This window comes from Halopseudomonas pelagia, assembly GCF_009497895.1.
Taxonomy (GTDB): domain Bacteria; phylum Pseudomonadota; class Gammaproteobacteria; order Pseudomonadales; family Pseudomonadaceae; genus Halopseudomonas; species Halopseudomonas pelagia_A.
The window spans coordinates 2,736,673-2,751,473 of record NZ_CP033116.1; the positions used below are offsets into that span (position 1 = coordinate 2,736,673).

At 55.7% G+C, this 14,801-nt stretch carries 11 protein-coding genes; 5 read left to right on the forward strand and 6 right to left on the reverse strand.

Translation table 11 applies throughout. The annotated features are described in order from the left end of the window. The first annotated feature begins 491 nt into the window (after nt 1-491). The 3 genes from wrbA to EAO82_RS12845 all read left to right on the forward strand — a co-directional run bounded on the left by wrbA (nt 492) and on the right by EAO82_RS12845 (nt 3,096). A complete protein-coding gene (wrbA, locus tag EAO82_RS12835) occupies nt 492-1,091 on the forward strand; it encodes an NAD(P)H:quinone oxidoreductase (protein WP_096345057.1) in 600 nt (199 codons plus the stop codon). A 117-nt stretch (nt 1,092-1,208) separates the two neighbouring features. Further along, nucleotides 1,209-2,666 (forward strand): GMC oxidoreductase, encoded by a 1,458-nt coding sequence (locus tag EAO82_RS12840; RefSeq protein ID WP_096345056.1) that lies wholly within the window; start codon nt 1,209-1,211, stop codon nt 2,664-2,666. Between the two features lie 10 nt (nt 2,667-2,676). Continuing rightward, nucleotides 2,677-3,096 carry a twin-arginine translocation signal domain-containing protein gene (locus EAO82_RS12845; protein WP_096345055.1) on the forward strand — a complete coding sequence of 140 codons (420 nt, stop codon included), beginning with the start codon at nt 2,677-2,679 and terminating at the stop codon, nt 3,094-3,096. Between the two features lie 56 nt (nt 3,097-3,152). Here EAO82_RS12845 and tpx read toward each other — a convergent pair whose 3' ends face one another. The 3 genes from tpx to EAO82_RS12860 are packed head-to-tail and all read right to left on the reverse strand — an operon-like array spanning nt 3,153 to nt 9,127. After that, a complete protein-coding gene (gene tpx / locus EAO82_RS12850; RefSeq protein WP_096345054.1) occupies nt 3,153-3,653 on the reverse strand; it encodes a thiol peroxidase in 501 nt (166 codons plus the stop codon). 60 nt (nt 3,654-3,713) lie between these two features. Beyond that, on the reverse strand, nt 3,714-7,430 hold the full coding sequence (locus tag EAO82_RS12855; RefSeq protein ID WP_096345053.1) for a translocation/assembly module TamB domain-containing protein: 3,717 nt from the start codon (nt 7,428-7,430) through the stop codon (nt 3,714-3,716). Next, nucleotides 7,427-9,127: an autotransporter assembly complex protein TamA gene (locus EAO82_RS12860; protein ID WP_096345052.1), complete on the reverse strand. Its 1,701-nt coding sequence runs from the start codon at nt 9,125-9,127 to the stop codon at nt 7,427-7,429. The genes EAO82_RS12855 and EAO82_RS12860 overlap by 4 nt, the downstream gene beginning before the upstream one ends. A gap of 121 nt (nt 9,128-9,248) precedes the next feature. Between EAO82_RS12860 and xthA the strand changes: the two genes are divergently transcribed. Continuing rightward, a complete protein-coding gene (gene xthA, locus EAO82_RS12865) occupies nt 9,249-10,064 on the forward strand; it encodes an exodeoxyribonuclease III (RefSeq protein ID WP_096345051.1) in 816 nt (271 codons plus the stop codon). Between the two features lie 56 nt (nt 10,065-10,120). Here xthA and clpA read toward each other — a convergent pair whose 3' ends face one another. Together clpA and clpS are read right to left on the reverse strand one after the other, a co-directional pair. Next, nucleotides 10,121-12,388: an ATP-dependent Clp protease ATP-binding subunit ClpA gene (gene clpA / locus EAO82_RS12870; RefSeq protein WP_096345050.1), complete on the reverse strand. Its 2,268-nt coding sequence runs from the start codon at nt 12,386-12,388 to the stop codon at nt 10,121-10,123. 34 nt (nt 12,389-12,422) lie between these two features. After that, nucleotides 12,423-12,785, reverse strand: coding sequence for an ATP-dependent Clp protease adapter ClpS (gene clpS, locus EAO82_RS12875; RefSeq protein ID WP_096345049.1), 363 nt, complete (start codon nt 12,783-12,785; stop codon nt 12,423-12,425). Nucleotides 12,786-12,993: 208 nt separating this feature from the next. On the opposite strand from clpS, the gene cspD reads away from it, so the two are divergent. Then, nucleotides 12,994-13,260: a cold shock domain-containing protein CspD gene (cspD, locus tag EAO82_RS12880; RefSeq protein WP_096345048.1), complete on the forward strand. Its 267-nt coding sequence runs from the start codon at nt 12,994-12,996 to the stop codon at nt 13,258-13,260. 72 nt (nt 13,261-13,332) lie between these two features. On the opposite strand, the gene icd is transcribed toward cspD, so the two are convergent. Then, on the reverse strand, nt 13,333-14,592 hold the full coding sequence (icd, locus tag EAO82_RS12885; protein WP_096345047.1) for an NADP-dependent isocitrate dehydrogenase: 1,260 nt from the start codon (nt 14,590-14,592) through the stop codon (nt 13,333-13,335). Nucleotides 14,593-14,801 lie beyond the last annotated feature (209 nt).

The window sequence follows — 14,801 nt, forward strand, 5'->3', positions numbered from 1 at the left end:
GACCCTCCTTAACTGGCAAGTCGGGGGTCATGTTCTAGGTCATTGATGCTGACATAGGCATGCTGAGAACCCTGATTGATATCCATGGGGTAGAGTTTCAGAAGCTCTCAGCGACGGATACCAGTCGCCAGCAGCAATTAAATCATTGGCAGCCACCTCATTCAATGACTCGCCATGGACATAAAGCATATCGCCCTTTGAGAGAGTGGAGGTCAGAAATGGGGTCGTCGAATCGGTGGCTTAGGCAGCTTATGAATATCTATGACATAACCTTTAATTTAACATAATATAGATTATACGAAGTAATATTGGTAGCGAACAGGGAGCTGCTAACCTTCAATATGGCTTACCAATAGCTGGAGCACCCACGTATCGAATTAAACGATTGATATGCGCGGTATTTTGATTTTTTAGCTAGGTAAATCTGATGCATTATGAACTACCAATTCGGTTAAACCGATTTTTCATCTTCACGTTAAGGAGCTCCAACTATGGCTAAGGTACTTGTCCTCTATCACTCCATGTATGGCCACATCGAAACCATGGCCAAGGCTGTTGCCGAAGGCGCTGCGAAGGTAGACGGTGTCGAGGTTTCCATCAAGCGCGTACCTGAAACCATGAATGCAGAAGCGTTCAAGGCCGCTGGCGGCAAGGTTGATCAGGATGCACCCGTCGCTACGCCCGCAGAACTGACTGATTACGATGCCATTATCTTCGGTGTGCCTACACGCTTCGGCAACATGTCAGGCCAGATGCGCAATTTCCTCGATCAGACTGGCGGCTTGTGGGCGAAAGGCGCGTTGTTCGGCAAGGTCGCCAGTGTTTTCGCATCAACCGGCACCGGTGGCGGCCAGGAAATGACTATCACTTCCACATGGACAACCCTGGCCCACCACGGCATGACCATCGTACCTATCGGCTACGGCACGCCCGAGCTGTTCGACATCTCCCAGGTCAGCGGTGGCACGCCCTATGGCGCAACCACTTTGGCCGGTGGCGATGGTTCGCGTCAGCCTGATGAGCGTGAGCTGGCTATTGCTCGTTTTCAGGGCGAACATGTTGCAAAGGTTGCGGTTAAATCGAAAGGCTAACCCCTTCGTTTTAACCGAATACGAAAAGGCGCTCCGGCGTCTTTTCTCGTTTCTGGCCTCTATGAATGCATGGCGAACGGGGCTAGTATTTATAAAAATTTACACCAGAGGGATCTGATGAAGTTTAATCGTGTAATGGCTGGGAGCCTGCGCGACAGCCAATATGAGCTAATAGTGATTGGCTCAGGATTTGGTTCGTGCTTTTTCCTCGAAGAAGCGCTTAAACATGTTTCCGGGCGCGTGCTCATTATTGAATGGGGCGATTTTCATCCCTGGGCCTGGCAAATAGAACACAAGGCCAGCTCGCTGGTTGCGCCTGAGACTACCTTCGCCAGCCTCGGTGCCAGCAAAAAGCCCTGGAACACGACCATTGCCATGGGTGGCGGACTTAATTGCTGGTTCTCGCAGACGCCACGTTTTCACCCCAACGACTTCAAAACTCAATCTTTATACGGCGTCGGTTTCGACTGGCCACTCAGCTATGAAGAGCTGGAGCCCTACTATTGCAAGGCCGAAAGCATTATGTGCATCTCCGGCGATCCGGACATGGCACGTGTTCTTCCCCGCAGTCAGCCGTTTCCACAACCTCCGCACAAAGGCTCTTCCATTGATGTACTGATGAAAGCGGCCATGCCTGACCAGCATTTCATCATGCCTACAGGCCGTGCGAGGGTCGCCAACGGGCAACGAAGCGTATGTTGTGCAAACGCCACCTGCAATCTATGCCCAGTCAACGCCAAATTCACCGCTCAGAACGGATTCGCCGAACTGTTCAGTCACCCCAAAGTAGATGTTTGCCTGAATGCGGAGGTCAAGACGTTTGAATACCAGGGCTCGACAATTACTGGCCTGACCCTGATGTCAGAGGGCAAGGAGTATCGCGTCGGCGGTGATCAATTTGTGCTGGGCGCCAATGCCATTCAGAGCCCTGCCATATTGCTGCGCTCCGATATCAATGACGGCGACACGGGTATGGGCCTGCACGAACAGCTGGGTGCTAACGTTGAGGTGTTCCTTGACGGGCTGGGCAACTTTGACGGCAGCACCATTACTACCGGGTTGAACTACGCTCTGTATGACGGTGATTTCCGCCGCGAGCGGTCCGGCTGTCTGGTGTACTTTGAGAATCGCTGGCCGCACGGTTTGCGAATGGACAAGGATCGCTGGAATCAGATTCTGCCGATGATGCTGACCGCTGAAGATCTTCCTGACCGAAAGAACCGTATCTCTATCGACCCGGAAAACGGCCAGGCCATTGTCGATTATCAAGGCGAGTCCGAGTACGGCAAGATCGGCCTACAGCATGGCCTGGATCAGTTGGAGAAGCTGCTAAGCCCCCTGCCCGTCGAGTCTATCCAGTTCAGGGGCTGGCGTCTGACCGAGTCCCACGTGCAAGGCACCCTGAGAATGGGTCACGGCGAAGACGGGTCGGTGATCGATGCAAACATGCTCCACCACAGAATGCGCAACCTGGTCATCGTGGGCACAGCTACCTATCCCAGTTGCTCACCGGCTAACCCCAGCCTGACCGCCGCGGCGCTATCCATACGTGCGGCCGACCGCCTATACGGTTAAGGAGCGGCAAATGAATCGACGCCAGTTTCTTGGTTTTACCGCTGCGACTGCAGGTGTAATCACGCTTGCTGCGGCAGGCAGCGCAGCCATGATCTTTGAGGACAGCTACACCTATATCCCCGCCCTCCTCCGCGAGCTGATCGGCGACTACAGCATGGCAGCGGAACAGGAGCAGGCCTTCATTGATGCCTTGGCGCGCGACTATGGTGAGCAGAAGCTTATGGCCGTGATCGGGTTGCACCGGATTCGCAACACCACAGGTCTGGGCATTGCTTATACCAATGACAAGATAGACCAGTTCGAACGCAGATTAGTGACAGACTTCCTGATCTCCACCGACTATTTGCGTCAACCCAAAACAGCCAGACCGCAGCTGAGTTTTATCGGATATAGGATCCCGTGCAACAACCCTTTCGCGCGGTTCACTTGACACATTGAAACCAAAAAAGGCGCCAACAGGCGCCTTTTCAAATCAACCGACAGCCGTCAAGACAGAACCGCCAAAGCCGCATCATAGTTGGGCTCATCACGAATCTCGCCCACCAATTCGCTGTGCAGCACAGTGTCATTTTCATCCAGCACCACTACCGCACGTGCGGTAACGCCCGCCAGCGGGCCGCTTTCGATTGCTACGCCGTAATCCTTGAGGAACTCGCTGCCGCGCATGGTCGACAGATTGATTACGTTGTCCAGGCCTTCAGCGCCGCAGAAGCGCGCCTGGGCAAAAGGAAGATCAGCAGAGATGCACAGAACTACGGTGTTATCCATAGCGCTGGCCTTGCTGTTGAACGTGCGTACCGACGTCGCACAGGTGGGGGTGTCGATACTGGGGAAGATATTCAGGACCTTCCGCTTGCCGCTGTAAGTCGCCAGAGTAGCGTCGGACAGATCCTTTGCTACCAGCTTGAAAGCAGGCGCCTTGTTGCCTTTCTGCGGAAACTCGCCACCGATTGTAATCGGGTTACCGCCTAGATTAACGCTGGACATGGAAACTCCTCAGATCATTGCAGGTAACGCGCAGTCTGTGCGCGGGAAAACATGATGCGGTCAGAAATCAATACGGTAGAAGAAATCCAGCGAACTGGCAAAGCCGCTGACGGCTTCCAGGTATAAACGCCGGGTCAAATCATATCGCAGCCCCAACTGGTTGGCTGGCTCAAATACCCCGACACCATAGCGCAAACTCAGCTTTTCGGTGATATAGCCGGCAGCGACCACCTGCGTCCCTACCCCACTGCCTTCAGTTTCAAGCTGAAAATCGTCAATCCCCAGTTTATTGGCAATATTGCCGGCAACCGGACCGCTGCCAGCCATTCCCAATGCCAGTGCGGCCTGGCCGAGCATATTGTCATCGCCACCATCACCACCCAGCGGCCTGCCCAGTATCAGGTATGACAGGGCCTGTTCCTGCGCCATGCTGGGCTCGGAAAATACCTCGGATTGCGGTGCTTCCGCGCGCCCAGTCAAGCGCAGGCCAGCGACCACATCGTCCACCCGGCGCACCGCTTCTATGTCAAGGAAGGGTTGAGAAATGGGTCCGGCGAACAGGATCTGCGCGCGTCGCAAGCTGAGACGCTGGCCATACCGGCGGAAACGCCCATCGAGAATATTCAGATCACCGGTCGCATTCATATTCTCCTCGACCTGGATACGCCCACTGAGCCGGCCGGTGAGGCCGAACCCGGAGAAACGCAATTGATCGCCGATCAGCAGTTGCACGCGGGCTCGGATATCCAGCGGCGCTTCCTGTTCTTCGACTTCCTCGCCAACGATAACGACATCAGGTGACAACTTGACCGCCTGCTCTGGCAATTCGCGCACCGTGATATCACCTTCAGGCACAGCTATCTGGCCACGTACCTGCAGTCGATTATCTGCCAGGGTTACATTCAGATCAGGGCTCACGCTGAGATCCGCGTAGGGCTCGACTGTCACCGGCAAGGCGTCGCCCTTCAACGTCAGATCCAGGTCAAGTTGCGGCGCCCAGGTTAGGTTACCCTGCAGGCTGCCCTGCCCCTGTTCACCACTGCGCCAGGTGCCGTCAATATCAGCGCGCTGCCCAGCGACCAGAACATCTACATTCAGTTGCTCAAAACTCACCGGCAATTCCGGCCCGCTGACATGTCCGTCGCGCAGGCGTATTTCGCCAGAAATCAATGGCTCCACGAGCGTACCGCTGATATCACCGCGGCCGTTCACCTCGCCGTGCAGCTCTTCTACCTGAGTCAGGAAGGGCCTGAGGAAATCCAGTTTCAAACCTTCTATACGATATTGCCCAGTGAGTGCGCGCTCACCAGCAGGATCGTCAATTCGCGCCTGTGCGTCGAGGGTACCCAGGCCCTCACTGGCAAGCAGCAGGCGCGTGTTGGCCTGCCCTTCTTCCAGTAAGGTATTGAGCTGGAGGCTTTCATAGGGGAATGCCAGCGTCTGCTCCGGGTTGGTCACATTGACCACGCCGTTGACGCTGGAAACGTCGACCCTGGCCAATGGTTCGCCGCCTACCGCCTGGTTGAACTCCACTTGCGCGTTGAGCAATCCGTCCCAGCTGAAGTCCTCGGGCAAGGCGCCCTGAAGCGTGTCCAGTGCGAAATCATTCAATGCCAGATTGATGCGTCGGTCGGGCAAAAGGTGTTGTTCACCGTCAAAACACAAACGCGCGCCCTGCTGCCGCCAGCAATGCGCGGCCATGCGCAATTGGGCAGGTGCAAGCCGATAATTGAAAACAGCCGAATCCACCAGCGTCCAGATCATTTCTTCGTAGGCCAGCTCGGCATCGGTCAGCCGGCCCTGCCAGCGCTCTGCGTTCAAGGTACCGGTCAGTTGCGTTTGTACATCAAGTATTCCGCGGTCCAGGGTCAGATTCAGGTTGTGGTTGGCTTTGTTGCCGCGCAGGGTCAGGTTCATATTGCCTAAACGCGTTTCTCCACTGCGCATGCGCCTGGTGTTAAGCGTCAATTCGCCCGGCATAGCATCGGTTACGCTCACCCTGCCCTGCAGATCAAGCTCGCTGAGGGTCAATTGCTCAAGGCCCAGGCCACGGCCGTTCAGGTTGAGCGCAATGTCCGGTGCGCTAGCCGCACCGGTGGCGGCAACCTTGCCTTGCACTGTTCCCTGCAGCCCCGGCCAGAGCGTGTTGAGTCGCGGCAGATTAATATTCAGATCAGCCGCAATCTGTTCGCCCCATTGACCGCCCCCGGCAATACGATTCTCGCCCTGGCGTAGCAGCAGATCCCTTATCAGCCAGGCGTCGTCCTGTTTGTCCACATTGCCCGAAATGGCCAGCGGATAGGATCGCAGAGTGCCCTGCAGCGCCCAATCCGCAGACAGCTGCAGACTTTCACCCATGCTGCCTTGGCTATTGATCGGACCATTAAGCTCGCCAGGCAACTGCGCAACAAATACGCCAGGGTTCAACTTCTCCAGCAGCAAGCTGACATCCCATGCCAGCGCTGCGCCCATATCGATAACCGCTTCACCCGTGGCCTTGCCCGCCTCGGTCTGCAGCTCAAAGGGGGCAATCCGCACCGATTCCTGGTTACCCCTGGCAGTCATCGCCAGCTCGACGGTTTGTTCTGCCACACCGCTGAGGCGCGCAGTCAGATCACTACTGACGTTCATATCCCGAAGGCTGGCCGTCATTGCCAGTTCTTCGAGCTCGATAGCACCTATGTCCTGTGGATACAGCCACTGCCAGGGAAATCGTTGAACATCCAGAGTGGCGTCAGCCAGCAACTGCTCTTCCCAGCTGGCATCTGCAGCCAGACGCAGCTGTCGATCAGGAGCGTCGGCAACATTAAGTTGTAACACCAGATCGCTGACGCCGGTCAGCCCGGCCTGGGCGTCCAGAACGAGATCCACACGTCCTTCAGAGCCGGGGAAATAGGCGTCTCCCTGAACCACAAAACCGCTGTCCAGGTCGCCATCAACCGCCAGCCGCAGATCTTCCAGGGTCAATGTTTTGGGTAGGGTCTGCAACGGCAGAAAAGCGTCACTTTCCCAGGTCAGGGAGAGCGGCAAGGCCGGTTGCAAAGGCCGTAGTTGGGCTTGAAGTATTCCATCCAGGTAGCCCTGGCTCAACGCTTCCACTTGCAGATCATCGAGGCTGCCATTCAGACTGATATCTGCAGACCAGTCGCGTTCATCCATGGGCGGCAAATTCACTGCGGCATTGATCTGCAACGGCCAGTCGCCAGCCATGCGCAGCTCGCCATCAAGCTGCCAATCCAGATCAGGACCCTGCCCGCTAAACTGCCGAATAATCAGCTGGTCGCCTGCACTCCGGGCTGACAGGTTTATATCAGCCAGTAGCGGCTCGTCACTATTCAGCCACAGGCTGCCGATACGCACGCGATCAAGCTGGATATCGAACGGCAGGTTCAAATCTGGCAGTGTTACCGCCTGGCGCTCGGGCGTGGGCTCTTCGCTGGGCTCAGTCTGGACACGGATACTCTCCACATCCAGATCATCCAGACACAAACGTGTTTTCAACAGGCACTCGGGGGACCAGGAGAATCGCACCTGATCGATCACGACCTCAATACCTGTGTCACGCCAGACAATCTGCTCAAATTGCCAGCCACGCCACAACTGGCCCTGGATAAAATCCAGCTGCAGGCGCGGCTCGCGGTCCTGCACCTGCTGAAAGAGCCAGCGGTTAACTGATTCGCTGGCCAATAACAGGCCGAGAAGCACAGGCAACATCAGCAGTATCAACACCGCCAATAGCAGATACTTGAGGACCGATCTGGTCGTCGACCCGCTCATAGCTCCGGCCCCATGGAGAAATGCAGCCGGAAGCCCTCGTCAGGCTCGGTGATGGATCGGGCCACATCGACGCGGATTGGGCCTACCGGCGACACCCAGCGCACGCCCAGACCGAGACTGGTTTCCCGCGGATCCGTTAGCGAATCCATGGCATTACCGTGATCGACAAAGACTGCGGCACGCCATTTATCGATAAACTCGTATTGATATTCGAGGCTGGTCGCTACCAGATACCGACCGCCGATACGCTCGCCGGACTCATCAGTGGGTGCGAGCGTGCGAAAGTCGTAACCACGAACGCTCTGATCACCGCCGGCAAAAAAGCGCAGCGAAGGCGGCAGGCTGTCGAAGCTTTCACTGCCAATGGCGCCAATATTGGCGCGCGACAGCAGGCGATGCTTGTCAAATAGCGTATACAGGCCTTTAGCGCTGGCGTTGACCCGGACGAAATCAAAATCGGCGAGCACGCCCTCTTTCGCGCCTTGCAGGTCAAGCATCAGGCTATAGCCCTTGGACGGGTCGATGCTGTTGTCACTGACGGTGCGCTGCAACAACAGGCTGGGAATCAGCAATGTGCTTTGACCCGACTCATTGCCCAGCGAGAAGCGCTCCTGCTCCAGACGCAGCCCAATCACACGTTCCCAGCCGCTGTCTAACGTTCGCAGTAATTGCGCACCCACAGTGAAGCTGCGCGTTTCAACATCATCGATCTCTTCGTCCTGAAAGCCGGTAAAGAAGCGCAGCGAATGGCTTTGCGGAGGGTCCAGGGGGATCTGGTACCAGGTGCTGATCTGCTGCCGGGGAGCAGACACCTCCAGATCGGCGCCGCGAGAATGACCCTGCGGATTAATCCAGTGCTGCGTCCAGTTAACCTTGGCGCGTGGTCCGACGTCAGTCGAGAAACCACCACCAAAGCCCAGAGAGTGCTGGTCGCGCTCACGTATTTCAACATTGACCGGGATCAGTCCATCCTCTGCTGTATTGGCGGAGGCAGAGACCTGAACGGTTTCAAAATAGCCGCTGGACAGCAGGTCCCGGTTCAGCTCCGCCAGCAGGTCGGCATCATAGGGCACGCCGGTGCGAAAACGCACCATGCGCTGCAGCAGGTTTTCATTGAAGGGAGTATCGGAAAAAACTACTTCACCGAGTCTGAAGCGGTCGCCGGATTGATATACCAGAGTGATATTTGCTTGGTAATTGTCAACATCAACCAGCAATTCCTGCTGCTCGAAACGGCCACCAAAGTAACCATAGCGCAAAGCCTGATTGCTGATCAGCGTCTTGTAGCTTTCATAGTGGCCGTGGTTGAGCACCGCGCCCTGCCTGAGCATGGAACTGGACGGCAATTGAAAGCTTTCACGCCCCTGCCCTTCAACGCGGATATCCACTTTGTCGAGCAGAACCGGTTGGCCTAGGCTAACGTTCAAAACCAGCACTGGCGCATCACGGCTCCCAGTTACATCGGGGCGAATACGTGTGTGATAGAAGCCCAGGGCCTGTGCAGCCTTGGTCGCCTGGTCCGTAGCGTGACGGGCGAGGCGCCACATCTCACGGCGGTTCTCAGCCTCCACCGGGCCGATGAACGCCTGGATATTATCTCTAACCCCGTTGTTACTGGGTTCCACGATCACTTGTAGTTGGGCCATGACTGCCGCGGGGAAAAAAAGCAGGCAAATCAATGTAAAACAACGGCCCATATGATCCTTCCAGGGTTAAATTGGCAGTGAGGATGCTAACATGCCCCATCGGCCCGTCCGGCAAAAAATACATTTGCTTACAGACGCACCTGCGGAATACAACCGCTCAACAGGACAAAATATGAAAATCGTTTCTTTTAATATCAACGGCTTGAGGGCAAGACCTCATCAATTGCAACAGATTGTGGAAAAACATGATCCAGACGTTATCGGCCTGCAGGAAACCAAAGTCGACGATCCTATGTTTCCGCTAGCCGATGTGCAAGCCTTGGGCTACCACGTACATTTTCACGGCCAGAAGGGTCACTACGGTGTCGCCTTGCTGACGCGCGCCGAGCCTCTGTGGGTGCGCAAGGGCTTGCCGAATGACAACGACGAATCACAGAAACGCATGATAAGTGCGGCTATTCCAGTAAAAGACGGTGAGCCATTGATTGTCTTCAATGGCTACTTCCCTCAAGGTGAGAGCCGCGACCATCCGATCAAGTTCCCGGCTAAAACACGTTTCTACGCCGACCTTCAGCGCCACCTTGAGGACGATTACCGTCCAGAGCAGAGACTGGTGGTGATGGGCGATGTCAACATCTCTCCGGAAGATGCGGATATCGGCATTGGTGCGGATAACGCCAAGCGCTGGTTACGCACCGGCAAATGCAGTTTTCTGCCGGAAGAACGCGAGTGGATGGGCAGGCTCAAGGGGTGGGGGCTGATTGATACCTTTCGGCACCTGAACCCCGAGGTGGACGACCGTTTCAGCTGGTTCGATTATCGCAGCCGCGGCTTTGAAGACAACCCCAAGCGCGGTTTGCGGATCGACCTGGTCATGGCCAGCAAGGGCCTTATTGATCACTGCATAGACAGCGGAATCGACTATGACATTCGGGGAATGGAGAAGCCTTCCGACCACGCGCCGATCTGGGCGCAGTTCCAGCTCTGAAGCGGCGGTTGGCTGCGTGACAGGGCAACCCTGCCCCACCACGCAGCCACCGCTCTTCAGGCCATTTCTTCCTCAAGTACGTCAAGTACCAGCTCATCGTCGCGCAGGCTGATATGCACCGTACCGCCGTGCTCGGCCAACTCGCCAAACAGGATTTGCTCAGCCAATGGACGCTTGAGTTTCTCCTGAATCAAGCGCGCCATAGGCCGTGCGCCCATCAATGGATCGTAACCGTGCGCGGCTAACCAGTCGCGCGCGTCTTCATCCACATCCAGCAGCACGTGCTTATCCTCAAGCTGAGCCTGCAGTTCGGTAAGGAACTTGTCGACCACGAACTTGATGCTTTCGTGACTCAGACGGCCAAACTGGATGATGGTGTCCAGACGATTGCGGAACTCCGGCGTAAAGGTCTTCTTGATGACTTCCATCGCATCTGTGCTGTGATCCTGCTGAGTAAAGCCGATCGAGGACCGTGCCATGGATTCAGCACCGGCGTTAGTGGTGAGCACGATGATGACATTGCGGAAGTCCGCCTTGCGGCCATTGTTGTCGGTCAAGGTGCCGTGGTCCATCACCTGCAACAGCAGGTTGAAGACTTCCGGGTGCGCCTTCTCGATTTCGTCGAGCAGCAGCACACAATGCGGGTTCTTGGTCACAGCCTCGGTCAGCAGACCGCCCTGATCAAAACCGACATAACCCGGAGGTGCGCCGATAAGCCGCGACACGGTGTGCCGCTCCATGTACTCCGACATGTCAAAGCGCAGAAGCTCTACACCCAGGCTTTTCGCCAACTGACGGGTGACTTCGGTCTTGCCTACACCGGTAGGTCCGGAAAACAGGAAGGAGCCAACCGGCTTGTCTGCCGACTTCAACCCGGCCCGCGATAGCTTGATCGCCGTGGACAGCGCGTTGATCGCGTTATCCTGACCAAAGACCACCAGACGCAAATCACGATCCAGGTTCTTCAACAGCTCCTTGTCGCTGGTGGACACGTGTTTGGGCGGAATGCGCGCGATCTTGGCGACAATGGCTTCAACCTCAGCCACATCGATAATAGCCGCGCGCTCGTCAATAGGCTTGAGCCGCTGGTAGGCGCCGGCTTCATCGATCACATCGATAGCCTTGTCCGGCATATGCCGATCATTGATATAACGCGAGGCGAGCTCGGCTGCGGCCTTGAGCGCTTCATCGGTGTAGCCGATGCCGTGGTGGTCCTCGAAGCGGCTTTTCAGGCCCTTGAGGATCTGGATGGTGTCTTCCACCGAGGGTTCGACAATATCGACCTTCTGGAAGCGCCTGGCCAGCGCGCGGTCTTTCTCGAAGATACCGCGGAACTCCTGAAACGTGGTCGAGCCGATGCAGCGGATCTCACCCGAAGTCAGCAGTGGCTTGAGCAGGTTGGAGGCATCCATCACCCCACCGGAAGCCGCACCGGCGCCGATAATGGTATGAATCTCGTCAATGAACAGAATGGCATGCGGACGTTTGCGCAAGGCCTTGAGCAGCGCCTTGAAACGCTTCTCGAAGTCGCCGCGGTATTTGGTCCCCGCCAGCAGCGCGCCCAGATCCAGTGAATAAACCACCGCCTCGGAAAGGATGTCCGGCACTTCGCCATCGACGATTCGCTTGGCCAGCCCTTCGGCAATGGCGGTCTTGCCCACCCCAGCCTCACCGACCAGCAGCGGGTTATTCTTGCGTCGGCGCATCAGAATCTGCGCAACGCGCTCAACTTCCTGAGCACGACCAACCAGCGGATCGATACGACCCAGGCGGGCCTGTTCGTTCAGATTGCTGGCGTAGGCATCGAGTGGATTGGCGTTGCCAACGGTTTCACCGCTCTCATCGTCACTTCCGTCCTGATCAGGCTGCACCTGCTCGGCATCTCCGCCGACCTTGGAAATACCATGGGAGATGAAATTAACGATATCAATGCGGGCAATCTGCTGCTGTTTGAGGAAGAAAACCGCCTGGCTTTCCTGCTCGCTGAAGATCGCCACTAGCACGTTGGCGCCACTGACCTCCCCCTTGCCCGAGCTCTGCACGTGGAATACCGCACGCTGCAATACACGCTGGAAGCCCAGGGTCGGTTGTGTTTCACGCTCATGATCCTGTTTTGGGATCAAGGGAGTGGTGGAATCGATGAATTCGGTGAGTTCACGCCGCAACCGCTCCATATCCGCGCCGCAGGCGCGCAATACGTCGATGGCTGCGTGGTTATCCAGCAGAGCCAGCAACAGGTGTTCTACGGTCATGAATTCGTGACGTTTGTTGCGGGCTTCCTTGAACGCCAGATTCAGGGTGATCTCGAGATCTCTATTGAGCATGGTGCCACCTCGTCGTGCGACTTGAGTCGCTTGATTACGCTTCCCGTTCGATCTGACACATCAACGGGTGCTGGCATTCCCTGGCATATTCATTGGCTTGTGCGGCCTTGGTTTCCGCAATGTCTCTGGTAAAGACACCGCATACCGCCCTTCCTTCAGTATGGACCTTTAACATGATCTGTGTAGCAGCTTCCCGATTTAAAAAGAAAATGCTTTCCAGCACCTCTACCACAAAATCCATCGGGGTATAGTCATCGTTCATCATAACCACCTTGTAGCGCGACGGCGGCTTAAGCTCGGGCTTGCTGGTCTCAACGGCCAGGCCAGAATCATCTTCGTGCTCCGGCTCGTCAGGTCGTTGATTCAAGGTTAGTTGAAGATTCTTTAATGCAAACATGGGAAACATCGCTGCTGTCGAGTGTCAGAGAATTGAGCTGACAAAATGTGCGCTGAAGCACAGCTTGCCAGAGGCTAACTTGACTTACGTTGAATCAGTGTTAAAAAGTGTAAACGAGCATTGCATTGCGGTCATCTGTTTCAGCGCGTGTCGAGCTCATTCACAACTACCGGAACACCCCCGGAATGGAAACTAAGAGGGATGTAGTATGCAAAACGGCAAGGTCAAATGGTTTAACAATGCCAAAGGCTACGGTTTCGTTGTAGCTGAAGGACGCGATGAAGACCTGTTTGCACATTACTCGGCTATCCAGATGGATGGGTACCGTACGCTGAAAGCAGGCCAACCGGTCAAGTTTGACATCATTCAGGGTCCTAAAGGCTTACATGCGGTAAATATCCAGTCAGTTGATGCAGTAGCTGGCGTTACGAAAACCAATCTTGAAGTAGGCGAAATAGAGGAAAGCCACCACTAATTTGCTTCTACCTTTCCAAGGCACCAACAACAAGGCCGGCATTAGCCGGCCTTGTTGGTTCTGGCTAAACGCTTAGCCCATGCTGGCAATCAGATCATCACCAAACTCGGAGCACTTGCGCAGGCTTGCACCTTCCATCAGGCGCTCAAAGTCGTAGGTTACGGTCTTGTTGGCGATAGCGCCTTCAGTACCCTTGATGATCAGATCCGCAGCTTCTACCCAACCCATGTGACGCAGCATCATTTCTGCTGACAGAATCAGCGAACCGGGGTTCACCTTGTCCTGGCCAGCATACTTGGGCGCAGTGCCGTGGGTCGCTTCGAACATGGCGATCGAGTCGGACAGGTTGGCGCCAGGAGCGATACCGATACCGCCTACTTCTGCAGCCAGTGCGTCTGACAGGTAGTCGCCGTTCAGGTTCAGCGTAGCGATGACATCGTAGTCGGCTGGGCGCAACAGGATCTGCTGCAACATGGCGTCAGCGATCACGTCCTTGACGACGATGTTCTTGCCGGTCTTGGGGTTCTTGAATTGCATCCAAGGGCCGCCATCCAGCAGCTCGGCAGCGAAATCATCACGGGCCACTTCGTAGCCCCACTCTTTGAAGGCACCTTCGGTGAACTTCATGATGTTGCCTTTGTGCACGATGGTGACCGACTCGCGATCGTTATCCACCGCATACTGCAGCGCTTTCTGCACCAGACGCTTGGTGCCTTCCTCGGAAACCGGCTTCACGCCAATACCGCACATATCGGTAAAGCGGATCTTGGTAACGCCCATTTCTTCCTGCAGGAACTTGATCACCTTCTTCGCTTCAGCGGAGCCGGCCTTGAATTCAACGCCGGCGTAGATGTCTTCCGAGTTCTCACGGAAAATCACCATGTCCACATCGCCAGGCTTCTTGACCGGGCTTGGCACACCAGTGAACCAGCGAACCGGACGCTGGCAGACATACAGGTCCAACTGCTGACGCAGGGCCACGTTCAGGGAGCGAATGCCGCCCCCAACTGGCGTGGTCAGCGGGCCCTTGATGGACACGACGTATTCTTTGACCGCGTGCAGGGTTTCTTCCGGCAGCCAGGTGTCCTGATCGTAAACCTGAGTCGCCTTTTCACCGGCGAATACTTCCATCCAGGAGATCTTGCGGTCGCCGCTGTAGGCTTTTTCAACCGCTGCATCAACCACTTTGATCATAACTGGCGAAATGTCCACGCCAATTCCATCACCTTCGATATAGGGAATGATCGGGTTGTTTGGCACATTGAGGGACAGGTCGGCATTTACGGTAATTTTGTCGCCGCTAGCCGGCACCTGAATCTTTTGGTATCCCATTATTGACTCCGTTATGTTGTCGTTGTCATGAATGATGGCGAATGGTAATTCGCCATCAGAAATACGGTGTTGCTGGTGCGCTTATTGTTGTAGTTTTCCTACAAAATGTCACGCGTTTTCATCTATTCACCGCTCTTATACCTATGTCCTTCCGAGCCATTCTGCTTATCAACGGCGTTACAAAACTGCGGACGGCCAGTTTTGTAGTA

What these genes read in the sequence shown, in the direction of transcription:
- wrbA (WP_096345057.1), top strand. Translation starts at nt 492, where the DNA reads ATGGCTAAGGTACTTGTCCTCTATCACTCCATGTATGGCCACATCGAA.
- EAO82_RS12840 (WP_096345056.1), top strand. Translation starts at nt 1,209, where the DNA reads ATGAAGTTTAATCGTGTAATGGCTGGGAGCCTGCGCGACAGCCAATAT.
- EAO82_RS12845 (WP_096345055.1), top strand. Translation starts at nt 2,677, where the DNA reads ATGAATCGACGCCAGTTTCTTGGTTTTACCGCTGCGACTGCAGGTGTA.
- tpx (WP_096345054.1), bottom strand. Translation starts at nt 3,653, where the DNA reads ATGTCCAGCGTTAATCTAGGCGGTAACCCGATTACAATCGGTGGCGAG.
- EAO82_RS12855 (WP_096345053.1), bottom strand. Translation starts at nt 7,430, where the DNA reads ATGAGCGGGTCGACGACCAGATCGGTCCTCAAGTATCTGCTATTGGCG.
- EAO82_RS12860 (WP_096345052.1), bottom strand. Translation starts at nt 9,127, where the DNA reads ATGGGCCGTTGTTTTACATTGATTTGCCTGCTTTTTTTCCCCGCGGCA.
- xthA (WP_096345051.1), top strand. Translation starts at nt 9,249, where the DNA reads ATGAAAATCGTTTCTTTTAATATCAACGGCTTGAGGGCAAGACCTCAT.
- clpA (WP_096345050.1), bottom strand. Translation starts at nt 12,388, where the DNA reads ATGCTCAATAGAGATCTCGAGATCACCCTGAATCTGGCGTTCAAGGAA.
- clpS (WP_096345049.1), bottom strand. Translation starts at nt 12,785, where the DNA reads ATGTTTGCATTAAAGAATCTTCAACTAACCTTGAATCAACGACCTGAC.
- cspD (WP_096345048.1), top strand. Translation starts at nt 12,994, where the DNA reads ATGCAAAACGGCAAGGTCAAATGGTTTAACAATGCCAAAGGCTACGGT.
- icd (WP_096345047.1), bottom strand. Translation starts at nt 14,592, where the DNA reads ATGGGATACCAAAAGATTCAGGTGCCGGCTAGCGGCGACAAAATTACC.